This window comes from Streptomyces adustus (assembly GCF_009377175.1).
GTDB classification, from domain to species: Bacteria; Actinomycetota; Actinomycetes; order Streptomycetales; family Streptomycetaceae; genus Streptomyces; species Streptomyces adustus.
Map to the genome: position 1 here is coordinate 1 of NZ_VJZD01000214.1, position 16,359 is coordinate 16,359.

The following is a 16,359-nucleotide window of genomic DNA, read 5'->3' on the forward strand; positions in this document are numbered from 1 at the left end:
CCCCAGCCCCCTCCGGGCCCCAGCCTCCGGGCCTCCGGGCCTCCGGGCCTCCGGGCCTACGGGCCTCCGGGCCTCCGGGCCTCCGGGCCTCCGGGCCTCCGGGCCTCCGGGCCTACGGGCCTACGGGCCTACGGACTCTCGAGTCCGCGCCCCCGCCCCCGGCCGGCCCGTCAGTTCTGTTTCAGCACCGCTCAGCTCTGTTCCAGCACCACGCACGACTCCCCGGGCACCAGCAGGATCCCGTCCGTCCCCGGTCGCTCCACCGGTTCCCACGCGGCGAGCACCCGGGCCGGGCGGGTGCCCAGCGGGATCGCCGAAGGCTCCTTGCCGAGGTTCACCGCCACGCGTACGTCACCGCGGCGGAAGGCCAGCCAGCGGGCCTCCTCGTCGTACGCCACCTTCGTGTCCGCGAGATCGGGGTCGGTGAGGTCGGGATGGCTGTGCCGCAACGCGATGAGGAGGCGGTACCAGTCCAGCACGCGCGCGTGCGGCAGGCGCTCCGGCTCGGACCAGTCCAGACAGGAGCGGTCGCGGGTCGCCGGGTCCTGCGGATCGGGCACGTCCTCCTCGGCCCAGCCGTGCGCCGTGAACTCCCGGCGCCTGCCCCGGCGTACGGCGTCGGCGAGTTCGGGATCGGTGTGGTCGGTGAAGAACTGCCAGGGCGTGCCCGCCGCCCACTCCTCGCCCATGAACAGCATCGGCGTGAACGGGGCCGTCAGCGTCAGCGCCGCCGCGCAGGCCAGCAGCCCGGGGGAGAGGACGGCCGCCAGCCGGTCGCCCTGGGCGCGGTTGCCGACCTGGTCGTGGGTCTGGCTGTAGCCGACGAGCCGGTGCGCGGCCACCCGGCCGCGGTCCAGGGCCCGGCCGTGGTGCCTGCCCCGGAAACTGGAGTACGTGCCGTCGTGGAAGAAGCCGCCCGTGAGCGTCTTGGCCAGGGCCGCGAGGGGGGCGCGCGCGAAGTCCGCGTAGTAGCCCTGGGACTCGCCGGTCAGTGCGGCGTGCAGCGCGTGATGGAAGTCGTCGCTCCACTGCGCGTGCAGGCCGAGGCCGCCCTCCGCGCGCGCGGTGACCACGCGCGGGTCGTTCAGGTCCGACTCGGCGATCAGGAACAGCGGCCGGCCCGTGTCGGCGCCGAGGTGGTCCACCGCCCGCGACAGCTCCTCCAGGAAGTGGCACGCGCGCGTGTCCGCCAGCGCGTGCACCGCGTCCAGCCGCAGCCCGTCGATCCGGTAGTCCCGCAGCCACGCCAGCGCGCTGCCGAGCAGGAAGGCGCGCACCTCGTCCGAGCCCGGTCCGTCGAGGTTGACCGCGGCACCCCAGGGTGTGTGGTGCCGGTCGGTGAAGTACGGTCCGAACGCGGGCAGGTGATTGCCCGACGGGCCCAGATGGTTGTGCACCACGTCCAGGATCACCCCGAGCCCCAGCCCATGGGCCCGGTCCACGAACCGGCGCAGCGCCTCGGGGCCGCCGTACGGTTCGTGGACCGCCCACAGCGACACCCCCTCGTACCCCCAGCCGTGCCGGCCGGGGAACGGGCACAGGGGCATCAACTCGACGTGCGTGATGCCCAGTTCCACCAGATGGCCGAGTCGCTCGGCGGCCGCGTCGAGGGTGCCCTCCGAGGTGTACGTGCCCACGTGCAGCTCGTACAGCACGGCCCCCGGCAGCGGCCGGCCCGCCCCCTCGGTCCGCCAGGCGTACCGTCCGTGATCGACGACGGCGCTCAGGCCGTCCGGTCCGTCCGGCTGCCGACGCGAGCGCGGATCGGGCAGCACGGGGCCGTCGTCCAGCGCGAACCCGTACCGCGTGCCGTCGGCCGCCTTCGCCTCGCCGCTCCACCAGCCCTCGCGCGCCGGATCGCGCTCCAACGCGCGCGCGACCCCGTCGCAATGGAGCGTCACCCGGTCGGCCTGCGGTGCCCACACCTCGAACTGCACGGACGGTTCCCCTTCGTCTGCTCACCGTGATGTAGCCCGTCCATGGTCCTTCAAACGCGATCAATCCGCCTTTGAATGCTCCCTTTTGCGGGGGGTGTCGTCCAGGTATCGGCACGGGCGCGCCGTTTCCGTGTTTTCTGGACACCCGGGGTTCACTGACCGACAATCACGAGCGTGACGTCGTCCTTCGAGTTCCACACGTACCCCGCGCGGCTGTCCGACGCGGAGCGCGACCGGGCCCTGGAGGTGTTGCGCGACGGCGTCGCCAAGGGGCGGCTGTCGCACGACACGTTCGTCCGGCGCATGGAACTGGCGCTGACCGCGCGCCGCTCCGACGAACTCGCCGCGCTCACCGCCGATCTGCCCACGGAGAGCCGCTTCGCGCGCGCGGTGTTCGGCACGGTCGAGGCGGTCTCCGGCTTCACCGTACGACTGCGCCGGGCCTGGCAGGCGGAGAAGCTGCCCAAGCTGCTGCTGCCGCACCCGGGCGCCGCGCACGCGCTGCGGATAGGACGGGACCCCGCCAGCGGGCTGCGGCTCACCCACGAGACGGTCTCGCGCGTGCACGCCGAACTCAGTCGGCAGGGCGGCATGTGGGTCCTGCGCGACCTCGGCTCGACCAACGGCACGACGGTGAACGGGCGCCGGGTGATCGGCGCGGCCGTCGTCCGCGAGGGCGACCAGATCGGCTTCGGGAGCATCGCGTTCCGGCTCGCGGCGGACTGAGAGCTCCGCCCGGCCTGCCGGCAGATCGCGCATTCCCTTGCCTACCGCGGTGTTGACGTACCCGGCGAGCCATGACTGACTGTACTTACACCATGTACACCAGGTGAACCGACGGCACCACATTGTGGAGGTGTGCCCTGCCGCCACTCCTCCGCTACCCGACCGTGGACGAACTGGGCACCCGGGCCGCCGCACTCGTCGCCCGACGCCCCCGCGACGCCCGGCTGCGCCGGATCGGGACGTCCCGCGCGGGAACGCCCCTGTGGCTGCTGTCCGTCGGGCACGGCACCCGGCAGGCCCTGGTGGTCGCCGGACCGCACGCCAACGAGCCGGTGGGCGGCGCGACCGCGCTGCGGCTGGCCGAACGCGTCCTGGCCGAACCCCGCCTCGCCGACGGCGCGGACACCACCTGGAACCTGCTGCTGTGCCTGGACCCGGACGGCCTGCGCCGCAACGAGGGCTGGCTGTCGGGCCCGTACACCCTGGGCCACTACTTCCGGAACTTCTTCCGTCCCGGCTTCCTCGAACAGCCCGAGTGGCTGCCCGACGGCGCGGAGGCCGCCGCGCTCCCCGAGACGCGTGCCCTGCTCGGCGTCCAGGACGAACTGAAACCTTTCTTCCAGTGCTCCCTGCACGGTGTCGACGTCGGCGGCGGCTTCGTCGAACTGACCCGCGACCTGCCGGGTCTGGCCCAGCGCGTCGCGCACACCGCGACCCGGCTCGGCATCCCGCGCGAACTCGGCCCCTACGACACCCTGTACTGGCCCGGTCTCGGCCCCGCCGTCTACCGGATCCCGCCGCCGAGCCGGGGCGACCTGGCCGCGGCCATCACCGAGGCCGCCGTCGAGTCCACCTGGTTCCATCCGCACCGGCACGGCACGGTCACCGCCGTCATCGAGGCCCCCATGTGGGGCGTGGCCGGCGTCGAGGACGGCTCCCCGCCCGCCGACCCGGACGAGACGCTGCGCGCGGTGAGCCGCACCCTGCGCCACGACGCCGGGCTCCTGGAGCTGATCCTCGCCAGGGTCCGGCCCGGTCTCGGCGACTGGCCGGACGCGGCGCGCCTGCTCGCACCGGTCGACGACTATTTACTGGTCTGTCCCGGCCTGGCCGACGCGTGGGACCCCGACGTCCATGACCGGGGGCGCCCCCTGCCGGCCCTGCGCACCGCCCATCTCGCCGCCCTGCGCATCGCCGGACGGCGGCTCGCCCTGCGCACGGCGGGGCTGCTGCACCAGTTGGTGCGGGGCGCCGGCGGCGATCCGGCCGACGCGCTGCCGGACCTGGACCGGGTCATCGACGAGTGGTGCGCCGACTACCGCGACGGCTGCCAGGCCCGCTGGATACCGGTAGCCCGTCAGGTGGAGTACCAGTCGCGCGTGGTGCTCGCCACGTTCGAGCTGGCCGCGGCGCACGCGCGCGAGGCGTCCCGTTCGGGTGAGCGGGACTGGTGTCCGGAGACGGCCGTGCCGATGCCTCTTGAATGACGCACCCGAAAACGACGCAGTACGCGACACCCACGAGGCACGACCGGCCCGGGACGCGCTGGGGCGGCAGGGCACGCACGGGAGGCACGGGAGGCACGGCGCACACGGGAGGCAGGGCACGTACGGCGTACCTGGCACGCGGCGCTCTGCTGACGACGGCCGCCCTGCTCACCGTCGGCGCGTCGGCCCCGGCGGCCGCCCGGGACGAACCCTCGGGCGACTGGCTCCGGCTCACCGTCACCCGGGGCGACGGCGCCCGCCCGGGTGACACCCGCGCCGCGCTGCTGCGGTGCGATCCGCCCCGGGGGCACGCGCACGCCGCACAGGCCTGCGACCGGCTCGCCTCCGCGAACGGTGACATCGGCGCCCTCGCACCGACGGACGGCTTCTGCACGATGGTGTACGCCCCGGTGACCGCCCACGCGCGCGGCGAGTGGGGCGGGCGCCCGGTGGAGTTCACGCGGACCTTCGCCAACTCCTGCCTGCTGGCAGCCTGGACCGGCCCGGTGTTCGCGCTGGACGACTGACCGGAGTGCGCGGCGCAGGCCGTCTCACCCGTCGCGGTCGCGCGCGTGCAGCGCGGCCGCGACGACGGTACGGGACTGGTGCTCGACCTGGTGCTCCAAGGGCACCCAGCGGGCGCGGAACCGTACCGCGAAGGCGTCGCTCCAGGCCGCCACGAGCTGTTCGAGACGCGGTGCCGCGCGGTCGTCGTTCTCCTGGAGGACCCGCAGCAGCATCGCCGCCGAACGCATCGGCAGCCGGCGGGCGAACGCGTCGACGCTGCCGACGTACGCCATCGTGGTGTCGGCCGGTGGTGTGTGGATCCAGTCCTCGACCAGCCCCGGCACCAGCTCCAGCACCCAGCGCGCGGCCCGCAGCAGCGGCCCGTCCACGCCGGCCAGGCGCGGCAGGGCCTCGTCGAGCACCTGCTCCACCTCCACGGCGTCACGCCGCAGCCGGTGCGCGAGGCGCCGGATCGCGGCGGCGGGAGCCGGGTGCGGCGCGCGGTCGTCCACCAGGTCGCTCGCCCACATCGGCACCTCGACGACGGCGGTCAGACCGCCGTGGCGGTGCGCGTGGTACCAGGTGCTGTGCCGTGCGTCGTCCGGCATGCTCGGGTACGCGGCGCCCGCGCCGAGCGCGGGCATCACATGCACCCCGGGCCCGCTGGCCGGCCAGCCCGCGGCGTCGGAGGCGCCCGTCTCCACCGGGATGTGCAACTCGGCCGCGGACTTGGCGAACGGCTCCGCCAGGCCGGGGATGTCCTTCGTCAGCTGGATCCAGCTGCCGCCCAGGTCGGTGCCGTGCAGGGAGATCTGGAGGTAGGGCCGCAGCTCGTCGATGACCTCGGTCAGGGTGCGGGTCTCGGGCGGCAGCCGGTCGGGCGGCAGCACGGACGGCGACCACTCCGGCTGTTCCGGTCCGGCGGGCCGGAAGAAGCCGAGGTGGTAGTCGAACAGACTGCGTGGCGTCGGCGTCACGTGCAGACTCGCCCCGTCGGGGTCGGCGCACAGCAGGAAGTGCCAGGAGGTGTCGGCCCGCAGCTCCCGGTCGTGCAGCACCCGTTCCGCGAGGGCCAGCAGTGTGGAGCCGCCGACCGGTTCGTTCGCGTGGGCCCCCGCGACGACGAGGACGGCGCGCCGGGCGTGGCCCATGGAGAGCAGAAGCAGCGGTCGGCCGGCGCGCGAGACGCCCACCTGCCGCAGCGTGCACAGGCCGGGCCGATGGGCGGCCAACGCCTGCGCGGACTCGACCAGTTCGGGAACGCTGGGGTATCGCTGCTCCGGCAGGAGACTCACCCCCGTAAGGTCCGCCCTGCTTCGCATCCGCAGTACCCCATGGACGCTGGGAACTGTCAAGGACGCGCGGAGGACCCCCGTGGGATCGCCCGCTTCCCCGCCGGATCGCCCGCTTCCCCGCCAGGTCTCCCGTATCTCCGCCGGATCCCCGCCGTCCGCAGGCCGGGGCGGAGCCTGCCCCGGCCGGGGCCTCTTCGGGGCCTCTCCGCGGCCGACCGCAGCTCGCCCCGGCCCACTACGGCTCGCCCCGGTCCACCGTGGCCCACCTCGGCCGCTCCTCGGCCCGTCACCGCCCGTCCGCGCCGCCCGTCACGCCTCGCCGGTGGCGCCCTCGGACGCGGCGCCCTCGGCCGGCCGCGGCTCGCCCCGGTCCACCGTGGCTCGCCCCGGCCGCTCCTCGGCCCGTCACCGCCCGTCCGCGCCGCCCGTCAGGCCTCGCCGGTGGCGCCCTCGGACGCGGCGCCCTTGCCCGCGGCGCCCTCGGCCGTCCCTGCCCTGCCTGCCGTGCCGGACGCCCCTGCCGGTTCTGCGGCTTCTGTCGCGCCTGCGGCTTCTGTCGCGCCTGCCGTTCCTGCCGTTCCTGCGGTCCCTGCCGTTCCTGCTGTCTCCGTCGTGTCCTCCGCTCCGGTCGGTTGCTGCCCGTCGATCCGTTCCAGCAGTGCCACAGGACGCTCGGCGAAGAGGTCCGCCACGCGCGTGTGCCCCTCGAACTCCCGGCCGGGCGCCAGCAGATCGGCCCACCGCCCCGGCGGCAGGGACAGCCGGGTGTCCCGCCAGCCGCCCGCCTCCGCGAGCCGCAGGGACAGCCGGGTCACCGCAGTCAGGACCGTCGCCGAGCGGACGAACGCCAGACAGTGCGCCGCCGCCGCGCCCTCCGCGGGCAGGGGCGCGTACGTCGCCGCGTCCCCGAACACCTCGGGCCGTCGCCCGCGCAGCCGCAGCGCGGCCACCGTCAGTGCGCCCTTCTCCCCGGGATCCGCGGGCGGGAACCGCACCGGCCGCCGGTTGTCCGGGTCGACCAGCGCCCGGTACTCGGCCTCCGTGCCCTGGTACAGATCGGGGACGCCGGGCATCGTCAGATGCACCAGGGCCGTACCCAGCACGTTCGCGCGCAGATGCGGCTCCAGGGCGTCCCGGAAGGCGGCCATCCGCTCACCCGGCGCCCCGCAGGGCCCCGTCGCGACGAACCGCGCCACCCGCTCCTCGTACGTGGGGTCCTGCTCGGTCCAGCTCGTGTACAGACCGGCCTCCCGCACCTGCTTCAGCAGCGCCTGATCGACCCGCTCCGGGGCCGCGGGCCCGAGCCCGAACACCGTCTGCCAGGCCACCCAGGCCAGTTGGGCGTCCGGCCCGCCGTCGCCGTCGGAGGTCACCTCGGCCAGCACGTCGGCCCAGGGTCCGGGGCACTCGGTCAGCACGGCGAGGGCCGCCCGGACATCGGCACTGCGCTTGGTGTCATGGGTCGTCACCACGCTCCCGCCGACCGGCCAGTCGCGCTGCACCCGGGCGCAGTGGGCGTGGAAGTCCGCCGGGGACACGGCCGGGCGCCCGGGGTTCCCGCCGACCTCGGTCCCCGACAGCAGCGGCACATAGCGGTAGAACGCGGTGTCCTCGACGGACTTGGCGCGCAGCGCGGACGCCGTCTGCGCGAAGCGCGTACGGAACTCGACGTGGCCCGGCCCGTCCCCATGACGCCCGAGTACGAGATCCCGTACGACATCGACCGCGCCGGCCTCCTCGGGCACGACGAAGGCACGCCGGGCCTCGGCCGCGGCCTGCGCGGTGACGACGTCGGCCGCGTCGCCCGAGGCGTAGGGCCGGTAGACCTCCAGCCGGACCAGCAGCTCCCGCAGCGAGGTCCGCAGCGCCCAGGGCGCCCGGTCGCGCAGCCCGGGGTCCGGCGCCGTGGCGCACAGCCGGACCGCGACCCGGGTCAGCCGGTCGACCTCGGCGGCCAGCTCGTGCGAGAGCACCCGGTAGCCGGCCCGCCGTACCGTCGCCGCCCAGTCGCCGCCCCGGTCGGTCTGCGGGGCCGCGAAACGCCGGTACCGGGCCAGGAGTTCCCCGGCCCCTGCCGGATCCGTGAAGAGGCCGTCGACGTGCCGCAGGGCGTCGTAGCCGGTGGTGCCGGCCACGGGCCAGGAGGCGGGCAGGTGCTCCCCGTCCGCCAGGATCTTCTCCACGACCGTCCAGCGGCCGCCGGTCGCCTCGTGCAGCCGCTCCAGATAGCCGTCGGGGTCGGCGAGTCCGTCGGGGTGGTCCACGCGCAGGCCGTCGACCACCCCCTCGTGGAGCAGCTGGAGGATCTTGGCGTGGGTGGCCTCGAAGACCTCCGGGTCCTCCACCCGCACCCCGACGAGCTCGGAGATGCTGAAGAAACGCCGGTAGTTGAGCTCGGTACGGGCCAGCCGCCACCACGCGGGGCGGTACCACTGGGCGTCCAGGAGCTGCGGCAGCGGCAGCTCCTCGGTGCCCTCCCGCAGCGGCAGCACGTGGTCGTGGTAGCGCAGGACGTCGCCGTCGACCTCCAGGTGCCCGATCTCCGCGCCGACCGGACCGCCGAGCACGGGCAGCAGCACCTGCCCGCCCTGCGCCTCCCAGTCGATGTCGAACCAGCGCGCGTACGGCGACTTCGGCCCCTCCCGCAGCACCTCCCACAGGGCCCGGTTGTGCCGGGGCGCCATGGCCATGTGGTTGGGCACGATGTCCACCACCAGGCCGAGACCGTGCTCGCGCGCGGTGCGCGACAGCGCGCGCAGCCCGTCCTCGCCGCCCAGCTCCTCCCGTACGCGCGCGTGGTCGACGACGTCGTAGCCGTGCGCCGAGCCGGGCACGGCCTCCAGGACGGGGGACAGGTGCAGATGCGAGACGCCGAGCGAGGCCAGGTACGGCACGACCTCCGTCGCGGCCCCGAACGGGAACTCGGGCTGTAGCTGCAACCGGTAGGTGGCGGTGGGCACCGTCGGGTCGGGTCGCTCAGGTGTCATGGCACCTACGTACCCGCCCCGCCGCCTTTCGTGTCATCGCCGCACCCGGCTCCGCCCGTACGCCTCCCCGCGCGCGCCTCCACCGCGGTGCCGCCGGAGCGCCCCGGGCGGCCCGTCGAGCGGTGCCACCGGAGCGCCCCGCCAGGTCCTAGGTGGGCCGGCGCAGGACCGTCAGGCTGCGGTCGAGCAGGGTCAGCCGGTCCCCGGCCCGCACCTTGTCGTCCGTCTGCGACGGCACCCCCTCCGGGAGGGCCGTGTCGACCACGACCTGCCACTGCTGCCCGTGATCGACCGGAACCACGAACTCCAGCTGTTTCGCCGAGGCGTTGAACATCAGCAGGAAGGAGTCGTCGGCGATGCGCTCGCCGCGCGGGCCGGGCTCGGAGATCGCGTTGCCGTTGAGGAACACGGTGAGCGCCGAGGCCTGCGCCGAGTCCCAGTCCCGCTGGGTCATCTCGGCGCCCTCCGGGGTGAACCAGGCGATGTCCGACAGATCGTCGTGGGTGCCCTCCACCGGCCGGCCGTGGAAGAAGCGCCGCCTGCGGAAGACCGGATGGTCCTTGCGCAGGCGCACCAGCGCGCGGGTGAAGTCCAGCAGCCCGCCGTCCCCGGTGTCGCCGTCGGCGTCGGTCCCGGGCCACTTCACCCAGGCCAGCTCGCTGTCCTGGCAGTAGGCGTTGTTGTTGCCGTGCTGGGTGCGCGCGACCTCGTCGCCATGGCTGATCATCGGTACGCCCTGGGAGAGCATCAGCGTGGCGACGAAGTTGCGCATCTGGCGGGCCCGCAGCGCCAGCACGGCGGGGTCGTCCGTCTCGCCCTCCACCCCGCAGTTCCAGGACCGGTTGTGGCTCTCGCCGTCCCGGTTGTCCTCGCCGTTGGCGTGGTTGTGCTTGTCGTCGTACGACACCAGGTCGTGCAGGGTGAAGCCGTCGTGGCAGGTCACGAAGTTGATCGAGGCCAGCGGGCGCCGTCCGTCGTCCTGGTACAGATCGGACGAGCCGGTCAGCCGCGACGCGAACTCCGCGACCGCCCGGGGCTCGCCGCGCCACAGGTCCCGCACGGTGTCGCGGTACTTGCCGTTCCACTCGGTCCACAGCGGCGGGAAGTTGCCCACCTGGTAGCCGCCCTCGCCGACGTCCCACGGCTCGGCGATCAGCTTGACCTGGGAGACCACCGGGTCCTGCTGCACCAGGTCGAAGAACGACGACAGCCGGTCCACCTCGTGGAACTGCCGGGCCAGCGTCGCCGCCAGATCGAAGCGGAAGCCGTCGACGTGCATCTCGGTGACCCAGTAGCGCAGCGAGTCCATGATCAGCTGGAGCACGTGCGGGGACCGCATCAGCAGCGAGTTCCCGGTGCCCGTCGTGTCCGTGTAGTAGCGGGGATCGTCGGCCAGCCGGTAGTACGACGGGTTGTCCAGGCCCCGGAAGGACAGCGTCGGGCCCAGATGGTTGCCCTCGGCGGTGTGGTTGTAGACCACGTCGAGGATCACCTCGATGCCGGCCTCGTGCAGCGCCCGTACCGCCGACTTGAACTCCAGGACCTGCTGCCCGCGGTCGCCCCAGGAGGCGTAGGCGTTGTGCGGGGCGAAGAAGCCGATGGTGTTGTAGCCCCAGTAGTTGTTCAGGCCCATGTCCACCAGGCGGTGGTCGTTGACGAACTGATGCACCGGCATCAGTTCCAGCGCGGTGACCCCGAGCGAGGTGAGGTGGTCGATGACGGCGGGATGGGCGAGTGCCGCGTAGGTGCCGCGCAGTTCCTCGGGCAGCGCCGGGTGACGCATCGTGAGGCCCTTGACATGGGCCTCGTAGATCACCGTGTGGTGGTACTCGGTGCGCGGCCGCCGGTCGTCGCCCCAGTCGAAGTACGGGTTGACCACGACCGAGGTCATCGTGTGCGGCGCGGAGTCCAGGTCGTTGCGCCGGTCGGGGCTGCCGAAGTGGTAGCCGTACACCTCCTCCCCCCACCGGACCGAGCCGCTGACCGCCTTCGCGTAGGGGTCGAGCAGCAGCTTCGCCGAGTTGCAGCGCAGTCCGCGCTCGGGGGAGTGCGGGCCGTGCGCCCGGAAGCCGTACCGCTGGCCCGGCATGACGCCGGGCACGTACGCGTGCCGTACGAACGCGTCGCTCTCGCGCAGCTCGACCGCCGTCTCCGCGCCGTCGTCGTGCAGCAGACACAGCTCGACTCGGTCGGCGGCCTCCGTGAAGACCGCGAAATTGGTGCCGGCGCCGTCGTACGTGGCACCGAGTGGGTACGCCTCTCCAGGCCAGACCTGCATGGACACGACTCTTTCAGGTGGACGGCGGCGCTGGGGGCGCCTTGGCCCCGAGTGTCCCCGAAAGTGATGGAACCACCTGTGACTTACGCCCCTCTTACCGTCCGACCAGTGCATACGACGTATGCCGAGCAATCGGGGCAAACAGTTACTCCCAGGGAGTTGGGGGAGTAGGGGGAACAAGTGCGCGAAATAGTGCACCGCCATCTGGGAAAGGTGGTGGCCGGCGCGGCCATGGCGGTGGTGGGGACCGCCGTCATGGCCGCGATCACCCTGCCGGGCACGGCGGGGGCGGACGAGACGGGAGGGAGCAAGGGCGGGCAGTCGGCCCGGCAGGATGCCGCCGGCCAGGGCGGCGCCTCGGTCGCGCCGGGGACCGTGGCACCGGCGCCGGCCGAGGGAGCGAAGGGCACCGGCCGGGACCCGCTGACCGACGACGAGACCCGGCGGGTCGAGCGGATCGCGCTGGGCGGGCAGCAGCTCGTCTCGGGGGAGAGCGTGACGGGCGGACGCGGCCCGCAGCGCATCGGCGTCGACCTCGCCGAGCCGGACGCCGCCGAACTCGACGACCCGCACGCGCCGCGCCGCGCGGACGTCACGTTCTACGACTACCGCGACGACACGCTCGTCACCCGGACCGTGAACCTGGACACCGGGAAGGTGGAGGGGACCGGCCGTCAGCACGGCGTCCAGCCGCCGCTGAGCCGGGACGAGCAGACCGAGGCCGCCCGGCTGCTGATCGCCGACCCGGCGGGCGCGGGCCTGAAGGCGGACTACAAGGACGCCACGGGCGAGGAGCTGACCTCGCCGGACCAGCTGCTGATCACCGGCATGGTCTACCGGGCCACGCCGGGTGCCCAGCCCGCCGTGCTCGACAAGTGCGGCGAACACCGCTGTGTACGGCTGTTCCCGAAGGTCAAGAACGGGCCGTGGATCGACGCCAGGTCGCTCGTCATCGACCTGAGCGCCCGCAAGGTCGCCTCGCTCGCCCGCTGAGACGCGCCGTGTCCGCTCCGCTGTGGCGTGCCACGCCCGGTGTGCTGCGGCGCGCCGCGTCCAGCCCGCAAACCCACCTCCTGTTAGGGAGTCATTTCCTCATGCGCGTGAACAGAATCGGCCGTGCCCGCACCGCTGCGGTGGGACTGTCCCTGGTGGCGCTGGCCGCCGGAGCGACGACCGCCGCGGGACCGGCGGCCGCCCGGCCCGAGGCGGCCCCCGCGGCGGCTGCGCCGGCGTGCAGCACCGCCTTCCGGATCGAACAGAAGCTCGCCAGCGGTACGACCTGGCGCATGTGCTGGCGCTTCGAGAGCAGGTCCGGCCTGGTCCTGGAGGACGTCTCCTACCAGCCGCCCGGCGAGGCCGCTCCGATCAAGGTCCTCAACAGCGCCAAGCTCGCCCAGATCCATGTGCCCTACGACGACGGCAAGAACGAGTTCAACGACGTCACCGACTACAACTTCGGCTCCGGCCTGGTGAACCTGGCCCCCGCCGAGTGCCCGGGCGGCACCATCCGGTCGGTCAAGGTCCCCGAGGGCATGGACCCCGCGCACCCGAACGTCAAGGGCCTGTGCACCACGACCCGTTCGCGCGGCCACGCCTACCGTATGCAGGCCGACACCGGTGACAAGGTGTACCAGGCCCAGGGCAAGGACCTGCTCGTCTACACGGTCAACAAGGTCGGCTGGTACGAGTACATGACGGAGTGGCGGTTCCAGGACGACGGCACCGTCAACATGAACGTCGGCGCCACCGGCAGCCTCTCGCCGTACGACTACGACGCCGGCGACGGCCGCGGCTGGCCGCTCGGCAAGGGCGCCAAGGCCTACGCGACCAGCCACAGCCACAACGTGTTCTGGCGGCTCGACTTCGGCCTCGACGGCTCGTCCAAGGGCCGCGTCGAGCAGTACGACTCGGTCGTCAGTCCGCCCGCCGCGGGCGGGCAGGGCCCGACCAACAAGACCACCCGCACCAACGTCACCAAGGAACTCGCGGGCGACGCCAAGGACATGCGCTGGTGGCGCATCGTCAGCGCGACCGGCAAGAACAAGGACGGCCACGCCCGTTCCTACGAGCTCGTCCCCGGGCCCACCGCCAAGTACCCGGGCCGCGCCTTCACCAAGCACGACGTGTACTTCACCGAGTACAACAAGTGCGAGCAGTACGCCAGCAACAACCCGCTCAACTGCGGTGCCGGGCACGGGAAGTCGGTGGACACCTGGGTCAACGGACAGACCCTCACCCACCCAGTCGTCTGGGTGAACGTGGGTTTCCACCACATAGCCCGGGACGAGGACCAGCAGCCCATGCCCGTCCACTGGCAGGGCTTCTCCATCGCACCCAGGGACGTCACCGCTATGAATCCGCTCACTCCGGCCGCCCTCGCGGGGCAGAACGGGCATGTGGAACCTCGTAGTTGAGAAACGACCATGGCCATCCGGCTGCACCGCCGACCGCTCCCGGAGTACCCTTCCTTGATCGTTGGGACGGGGATGCTCGGGGGAGCGGAAGGCGGTGCGCGGGTGGGCTCGGGAGGGCTTGAGTTGCCCCCTGGTGACGAGGGTCACGAGGGGAACTCGGCAGAAGTCCCGCCCGGCACGGTGTCGCTGGCGCGGCCGATGGGCACAGGTTCCATCGGGCCGGAGCTGGACTGGGACGCCGACGCCTGGCGTGAGGTGCGTACGCGCGCCCAGCGAGCCGGCCGGGCCTACATCTGGCTGAACCTCGTCGAACAGCGGCTGCGCGCGGTCGTGGCCGCTGTCCTGCGTCCCGTCTACGAACCCGTCCACGGCGACGAGTGGGTGGTCGCCGCGGCCGGGCCCGCGGGCCAGGAGTGGGTGCAGCGCGCGGTCGCCGTGCGCGAGGTCAGCCGCCGCAAGGGCTATCTCCTCGACCCGGCCGACGACAACGTGATCAGCTTCCTCACGCTGCCCCAGCTGCGCGAGCTGATGGTGCAGCACTGGCCGTGCTTCGAGCCCTACTTCGACGACCGCCGGGACGTCGAACTCGCCCTGGACGAACTGGAAGTCACCCGCAACGTCGTCTCCCGCAACCGGGCCCTGTCCGAGGCCGTCCTGAACCAGGCCGAGCGGGCCTCCGCGCGGCTGCTGGAGATGCTCGACCCGGGCGGCGACGTGCCCTCCGCCCGGCGGCTGCCCGTCGACGCGGTCGAGGACCTGGTCGGCGACCGTTACGCGGACGTGGTCGCCGTCCACTCCGACCGGGTGCGGCTGCTGCGCCGGTTCCCGGCCGAGGACATCTTCGGCGGCGCCCGCAGGCTCGACGCCATCGGCATCGGCCTCAACCTGCTCGTGCAGAACTTCTCCGGGCGGCGCCTGGTGCGGCTGGCCGAGGCGGGCGCGCGGGTGCGGCTGCTGTTCCTGAACCCGGCCTCCAGCGCGGTCAAGCGCCGGGAGCGCGAGCTCGGCCTGAAACGCAGCGAGCTCAGCCGGGCCGTGGAGATGAACATCCTGCACATGCGCCGGGTCCGCTCCCGGCTGCGCGACCCGGACGCCTTCCAGATCCAGGTCTACGACGAGACCCCGCGCTTCACCGCCTACCTCGTCGACGGCGACGGCTCGGACGGCGTCGCGGTCGTGCAGTCCTATCTGCGGCGCACCCGGGGCATGGAGGCGCCGGTGCTGGTGCTGCGCAACGGCAGCCGGGTGGTCAAGTCGGGCGAATTGGACGAAGGCGGTCTCTTCTCGGCATACCGCGAGGAGTTCGAGCTCGCTTGGACCGATTCACGGCCTGTGTCCTGAACCGGCACCTGTTGGGACGGTTGGTCGGGGTGGGGAAGGCGAACGCGGTCCTCGGATTGTCAGTGGCGCGTGCGATCGTGTGGAGCACAGGGGGAAAGCACCACCGAGAAGGGGGGCCATCATGGCCTGGCACCGCGAGCTGTTGATCGGCTTCGACCTGGAGACCACGGGGACGGATCCCCACGAGGCACGTATCGTCACGGGGGCCGTGATCGAGGTCAGGGGCGGACAGCCCCAGGGACGTCGTGAGTGGCTGGCGGACCCGGGCGTGGAGATCCCGGCGGACGCGGTCGCCGTGCACGGCATCAGCAACGAACGCGCGAGCGCCGAGGGCCGGCCGGCCGACCAGGTCGCCGACGCGATCGCGGACGTCCTGACGACCTACTGGAAGACCGGCGTCCCGGTCGTCGCGTACAACGCGGCCTTCGACCTGAGCCTGCTCTCCGCGGAACTGCGCCGGCACGGGCTGCCGTCCCTGCGCGACCGGCTGGGCGGCCTCGACCCCGCCCCGGTGATCGACCCGTACACCATCGACCGCTGGGCCGACCGCTACCGCCGCGGCAAGCGCAACCTGGAAGCGGTCTGCGCGGAGTACGGCGTCGTCCTCGACGCCGCGCATGACGCCGCCGCCGACGCCCTCGCCGCGGCCCGGCTGGCCTGCGCGATAGCCGAGCGGCACCCCAAGGTGGCGGCACTCGGCCCGGCGGAGCTGCACCGCCGCCAGATCGAGTGGTACGCCGACTGGGCGGCCGACTTCCAGAGCTTCCTGCGCCGCAAGGGCGACCCGGAGGCGGTCGTGGACGGCACCTGGCCGCTGCGGGAACCGGCGGAGCACCGGGTCTGAGCGGCCGGCCGGGTCAGGCGGGGCTCGCGATGCGCTCCACCCGCGGCTCTGCCAGCCTCGCGTAGTCCTCGCCGGAGATCACCAGCGAGCGGTCCAGCCGGGCGGCGTTGAAGTACAGCTGCGACCGGGTGACGACATCAGGGTCGGCGACGAGTTCGAGCCCGGGGTCGAAGGCGAACGGCAGCACCGTGCCCGGCACGGAGCGGGCCAGCCGCTCGGCGGTCTCCGCGTCGCTGAAGCCGACATAGCGCGCCGCGAACAGCTCCCGCACGGCATCCAGATCCACCCGCCGGTCCCCGGGAACCACCGCGAGCACGTGCCGCGTGGTGCGCCGGTCCACCTTCACCCGCAGGACGATGCACTTCGCCGCCTCGGACGCCGGGTGGCCGCGCAGCGCGCACACGGCCTCGGTGCCGCCCTCGGGTTCGTGGTCGATGAGCCGGTAGCCGACCCGGGCGGTGTCGAGCAGGGCGATCAGACGGTCGTAGGTGTCGTGGCTGTCGTGGTCCGGCACGGGGGGTCCTCCTGGGCGCGGGCTGGGGC

General features: G+C 73.2%; 12 protein-coding genes. 7 read left to right on the forward strand and 5 right to left on the reverse strand.

Annotated features, from left to right (window positions below; all coding sequences use genetic code 11):
• Positions 1 to 191: 191 nt before the first annotated feature.
• Complete coding sequence (gene treZ, locus FNH09_RS35470; protein ID WP_162469589.1) at positions 192 to 1,937, reverse strand: malto-oligosyltrehalose trehalohydrolase; 1,746 nt, start codon at positions 1,935 to 1,937, stop codon at positions 192 to 194.
• 174 nt (positions 1,938 to 2,111) lie between these two features.
• Between treZ and FNH09_RS35475 the strand changes: the two genes are divergently transcribed.
• The 3 genes from FNH09_RS35475 to FNH09_RS35485 all read left to right on the forward strand — a co-directional run bounded on the left by FNH09_RS35475 (position 2,112) and on the right by FNH09_RS35485 (position 4,677).
• Positions 2,112 to 2,663 (forward strand): FHA domain-containing protein, encoded by a 552-nt coding sequence (locus tag FNH09_RS35475; protein ID WP_162469590.1) that lies wholly within the window; start codon positions 2,112 to 2,114, stop codon positions 2,661 to 2,663.
• Positions 2,664 to 2,827: 164 nt separating this feature from the next.
• The gene (locus FNH09_RS35480; RefSeq protein WP_420802809.1) at positions 2,828 to 4,150 is read left to right on the forward strand and encodes a M14 family zinc carboxypeptidase; all 1,323 of its coding nucleotides are present in this window, start codon (positions 2,828 to 2,830) and stop codon (positions 4,148 to 4,150) included.
• Positions 4,147 to 4,677: an SSI family serine proteinase inhibitor gene (locus tag FNH09_RS35485; protein ID WP_152894000.1), complete on the forward strand. Its 531-nt coding sequence runs from the start codon at positions 4,147 to 4,149 to the stop codon at positions 4,675 to 4,677. Before FNH09_RS35480 ends, FNH09_RS35485 begins: the two co-directional genes overlap by 4 nt.
• Positions 4,678 to 4,701: 24 nt before the next feature.
• Here the strand turns inward: FNH09_RS35485 and FNH09_RS35490 are convergent, their stop codons facing one another.
• The 3 genes from FNH09_RS35490 to glgX all read right to left on the reverse strand — a co-directional run bounded on the left by FNH09_RS35490 (position 4,702) and on the right by glgX (position 11,217).
• Positions 4,702 to 5,952, reverse strand: a complete 1,251-nt coding sequence (locus FNH09_RS35490; RefSeq protein ID WP_162469591.1) for a M14 family zinc carboxypeptidase — start codon at positions 5,950 to 5,952, stop codon at positions 4,702 to 4,704.
• Between the two features lie 428 nt (positions 5,953 to 6,380).
• Entirely contained in the window at positions 6,381 to 8,939 is a 2,559-nt protein-coding gene (gene treY / locus FNH09_RS35495; RefSeq protein ID WP_238427307.1) for a malto-oligosyltrehalose synthase, read from the reverse strand.
• A gap of 148 nt (positions 8,940 to 9,087) precedes the next feature.
• On the reverse strand, positions 9,088 to 11,217 hold the full coding sequence (gene glgX, locus FNH09_RS35500; protein ID WP_152894002.1) for a glycogen debranching protein GlgX: 2,130 nt from the start codon (positions 11,215 to 11,217) through the stop codon (positions 9,088 to 9,090).
• A 180-nt stretch (positions 11,218 to 11,397) separates the two neighbouring features.
• On the opposite strand from glgX, the gene FNH09_RS35505 reads away from it, so the two are divergent.
• The 4 genes from FNH09_RS35505 to FNH09_RS35520 all read left to right on the forward strand — a co-directional run bounded on the left by FNH09_RS35505 (position 11,398) and on the right by FNH09_RS35520 (position 15,816).
• A complete protein-coding gene (locus FNH09_RS35505) occupies positions 11,398 to 12,210 on the forward strand; it encodes a Tat pathway signal sequence domain protein (protein ID WP_162469592.1) in 813 nt (270 codons plus the stop codon).
• A 101-nt stretch (positions 12,211 to 12,311) separates the two neighbouring features.
• Positions 12,312 to 13,631, forward strand: coding sequence for a copper amine oxidase (locus FNH09_RS35510; protein ID WP_152894003.1), 1,320 nt, complete (start codon positions 12,312 to 12,314; stop codon positions 13,629 to 13,631).
• A gap of 72 nt (positions 13,632 to 13,703) precedes the next feature.
• The gene (locus FNH09_RS35515; protein WP_152894007.1) at positions 13,704 to 14,972 is read left to right on the forward strand and encodes an SAV2148 family HEPN domain-containing protein; all 1,269 of its coding nucleotides are present in this window, start codon (positions 13,704 to 13,706) and stop codon (positions 14,970 to 14,972) included.
• A gap of 121 nt (positions 14,973 to 15,093) precedes the next feature.
• Positions 15,094 to 15,816 (forward strand): 3'-5' exonuclease, encoded by a 723-nt coding sequence (locus tag FNH09_RS35520; protein ID WP_152894004.1) that lies wholly within the window; start codon positions 15,094 to 15,096, stop codon positions 15,814 to 15,816.
• 13 nt (positions 15,817 to 15,829) lie between these two features.
• Here the strand turns inward: FNH09_RS35520 and FNH09_RS35525 are convergent, their stop codons facing one another.
• A complete protein-coding gene (locus tag FNH09_RS35525) occupies positions 15,830 to 16,330 on the reverse strand; it encodes a YbaK/EbsC family protein (RefSeq protein WP_162469594.1) in 501 nt (166 codons plus the stop codon).
• Between the last annotated feature and the right edge of the window lie 29 nt (positions 16,331 to 16,359).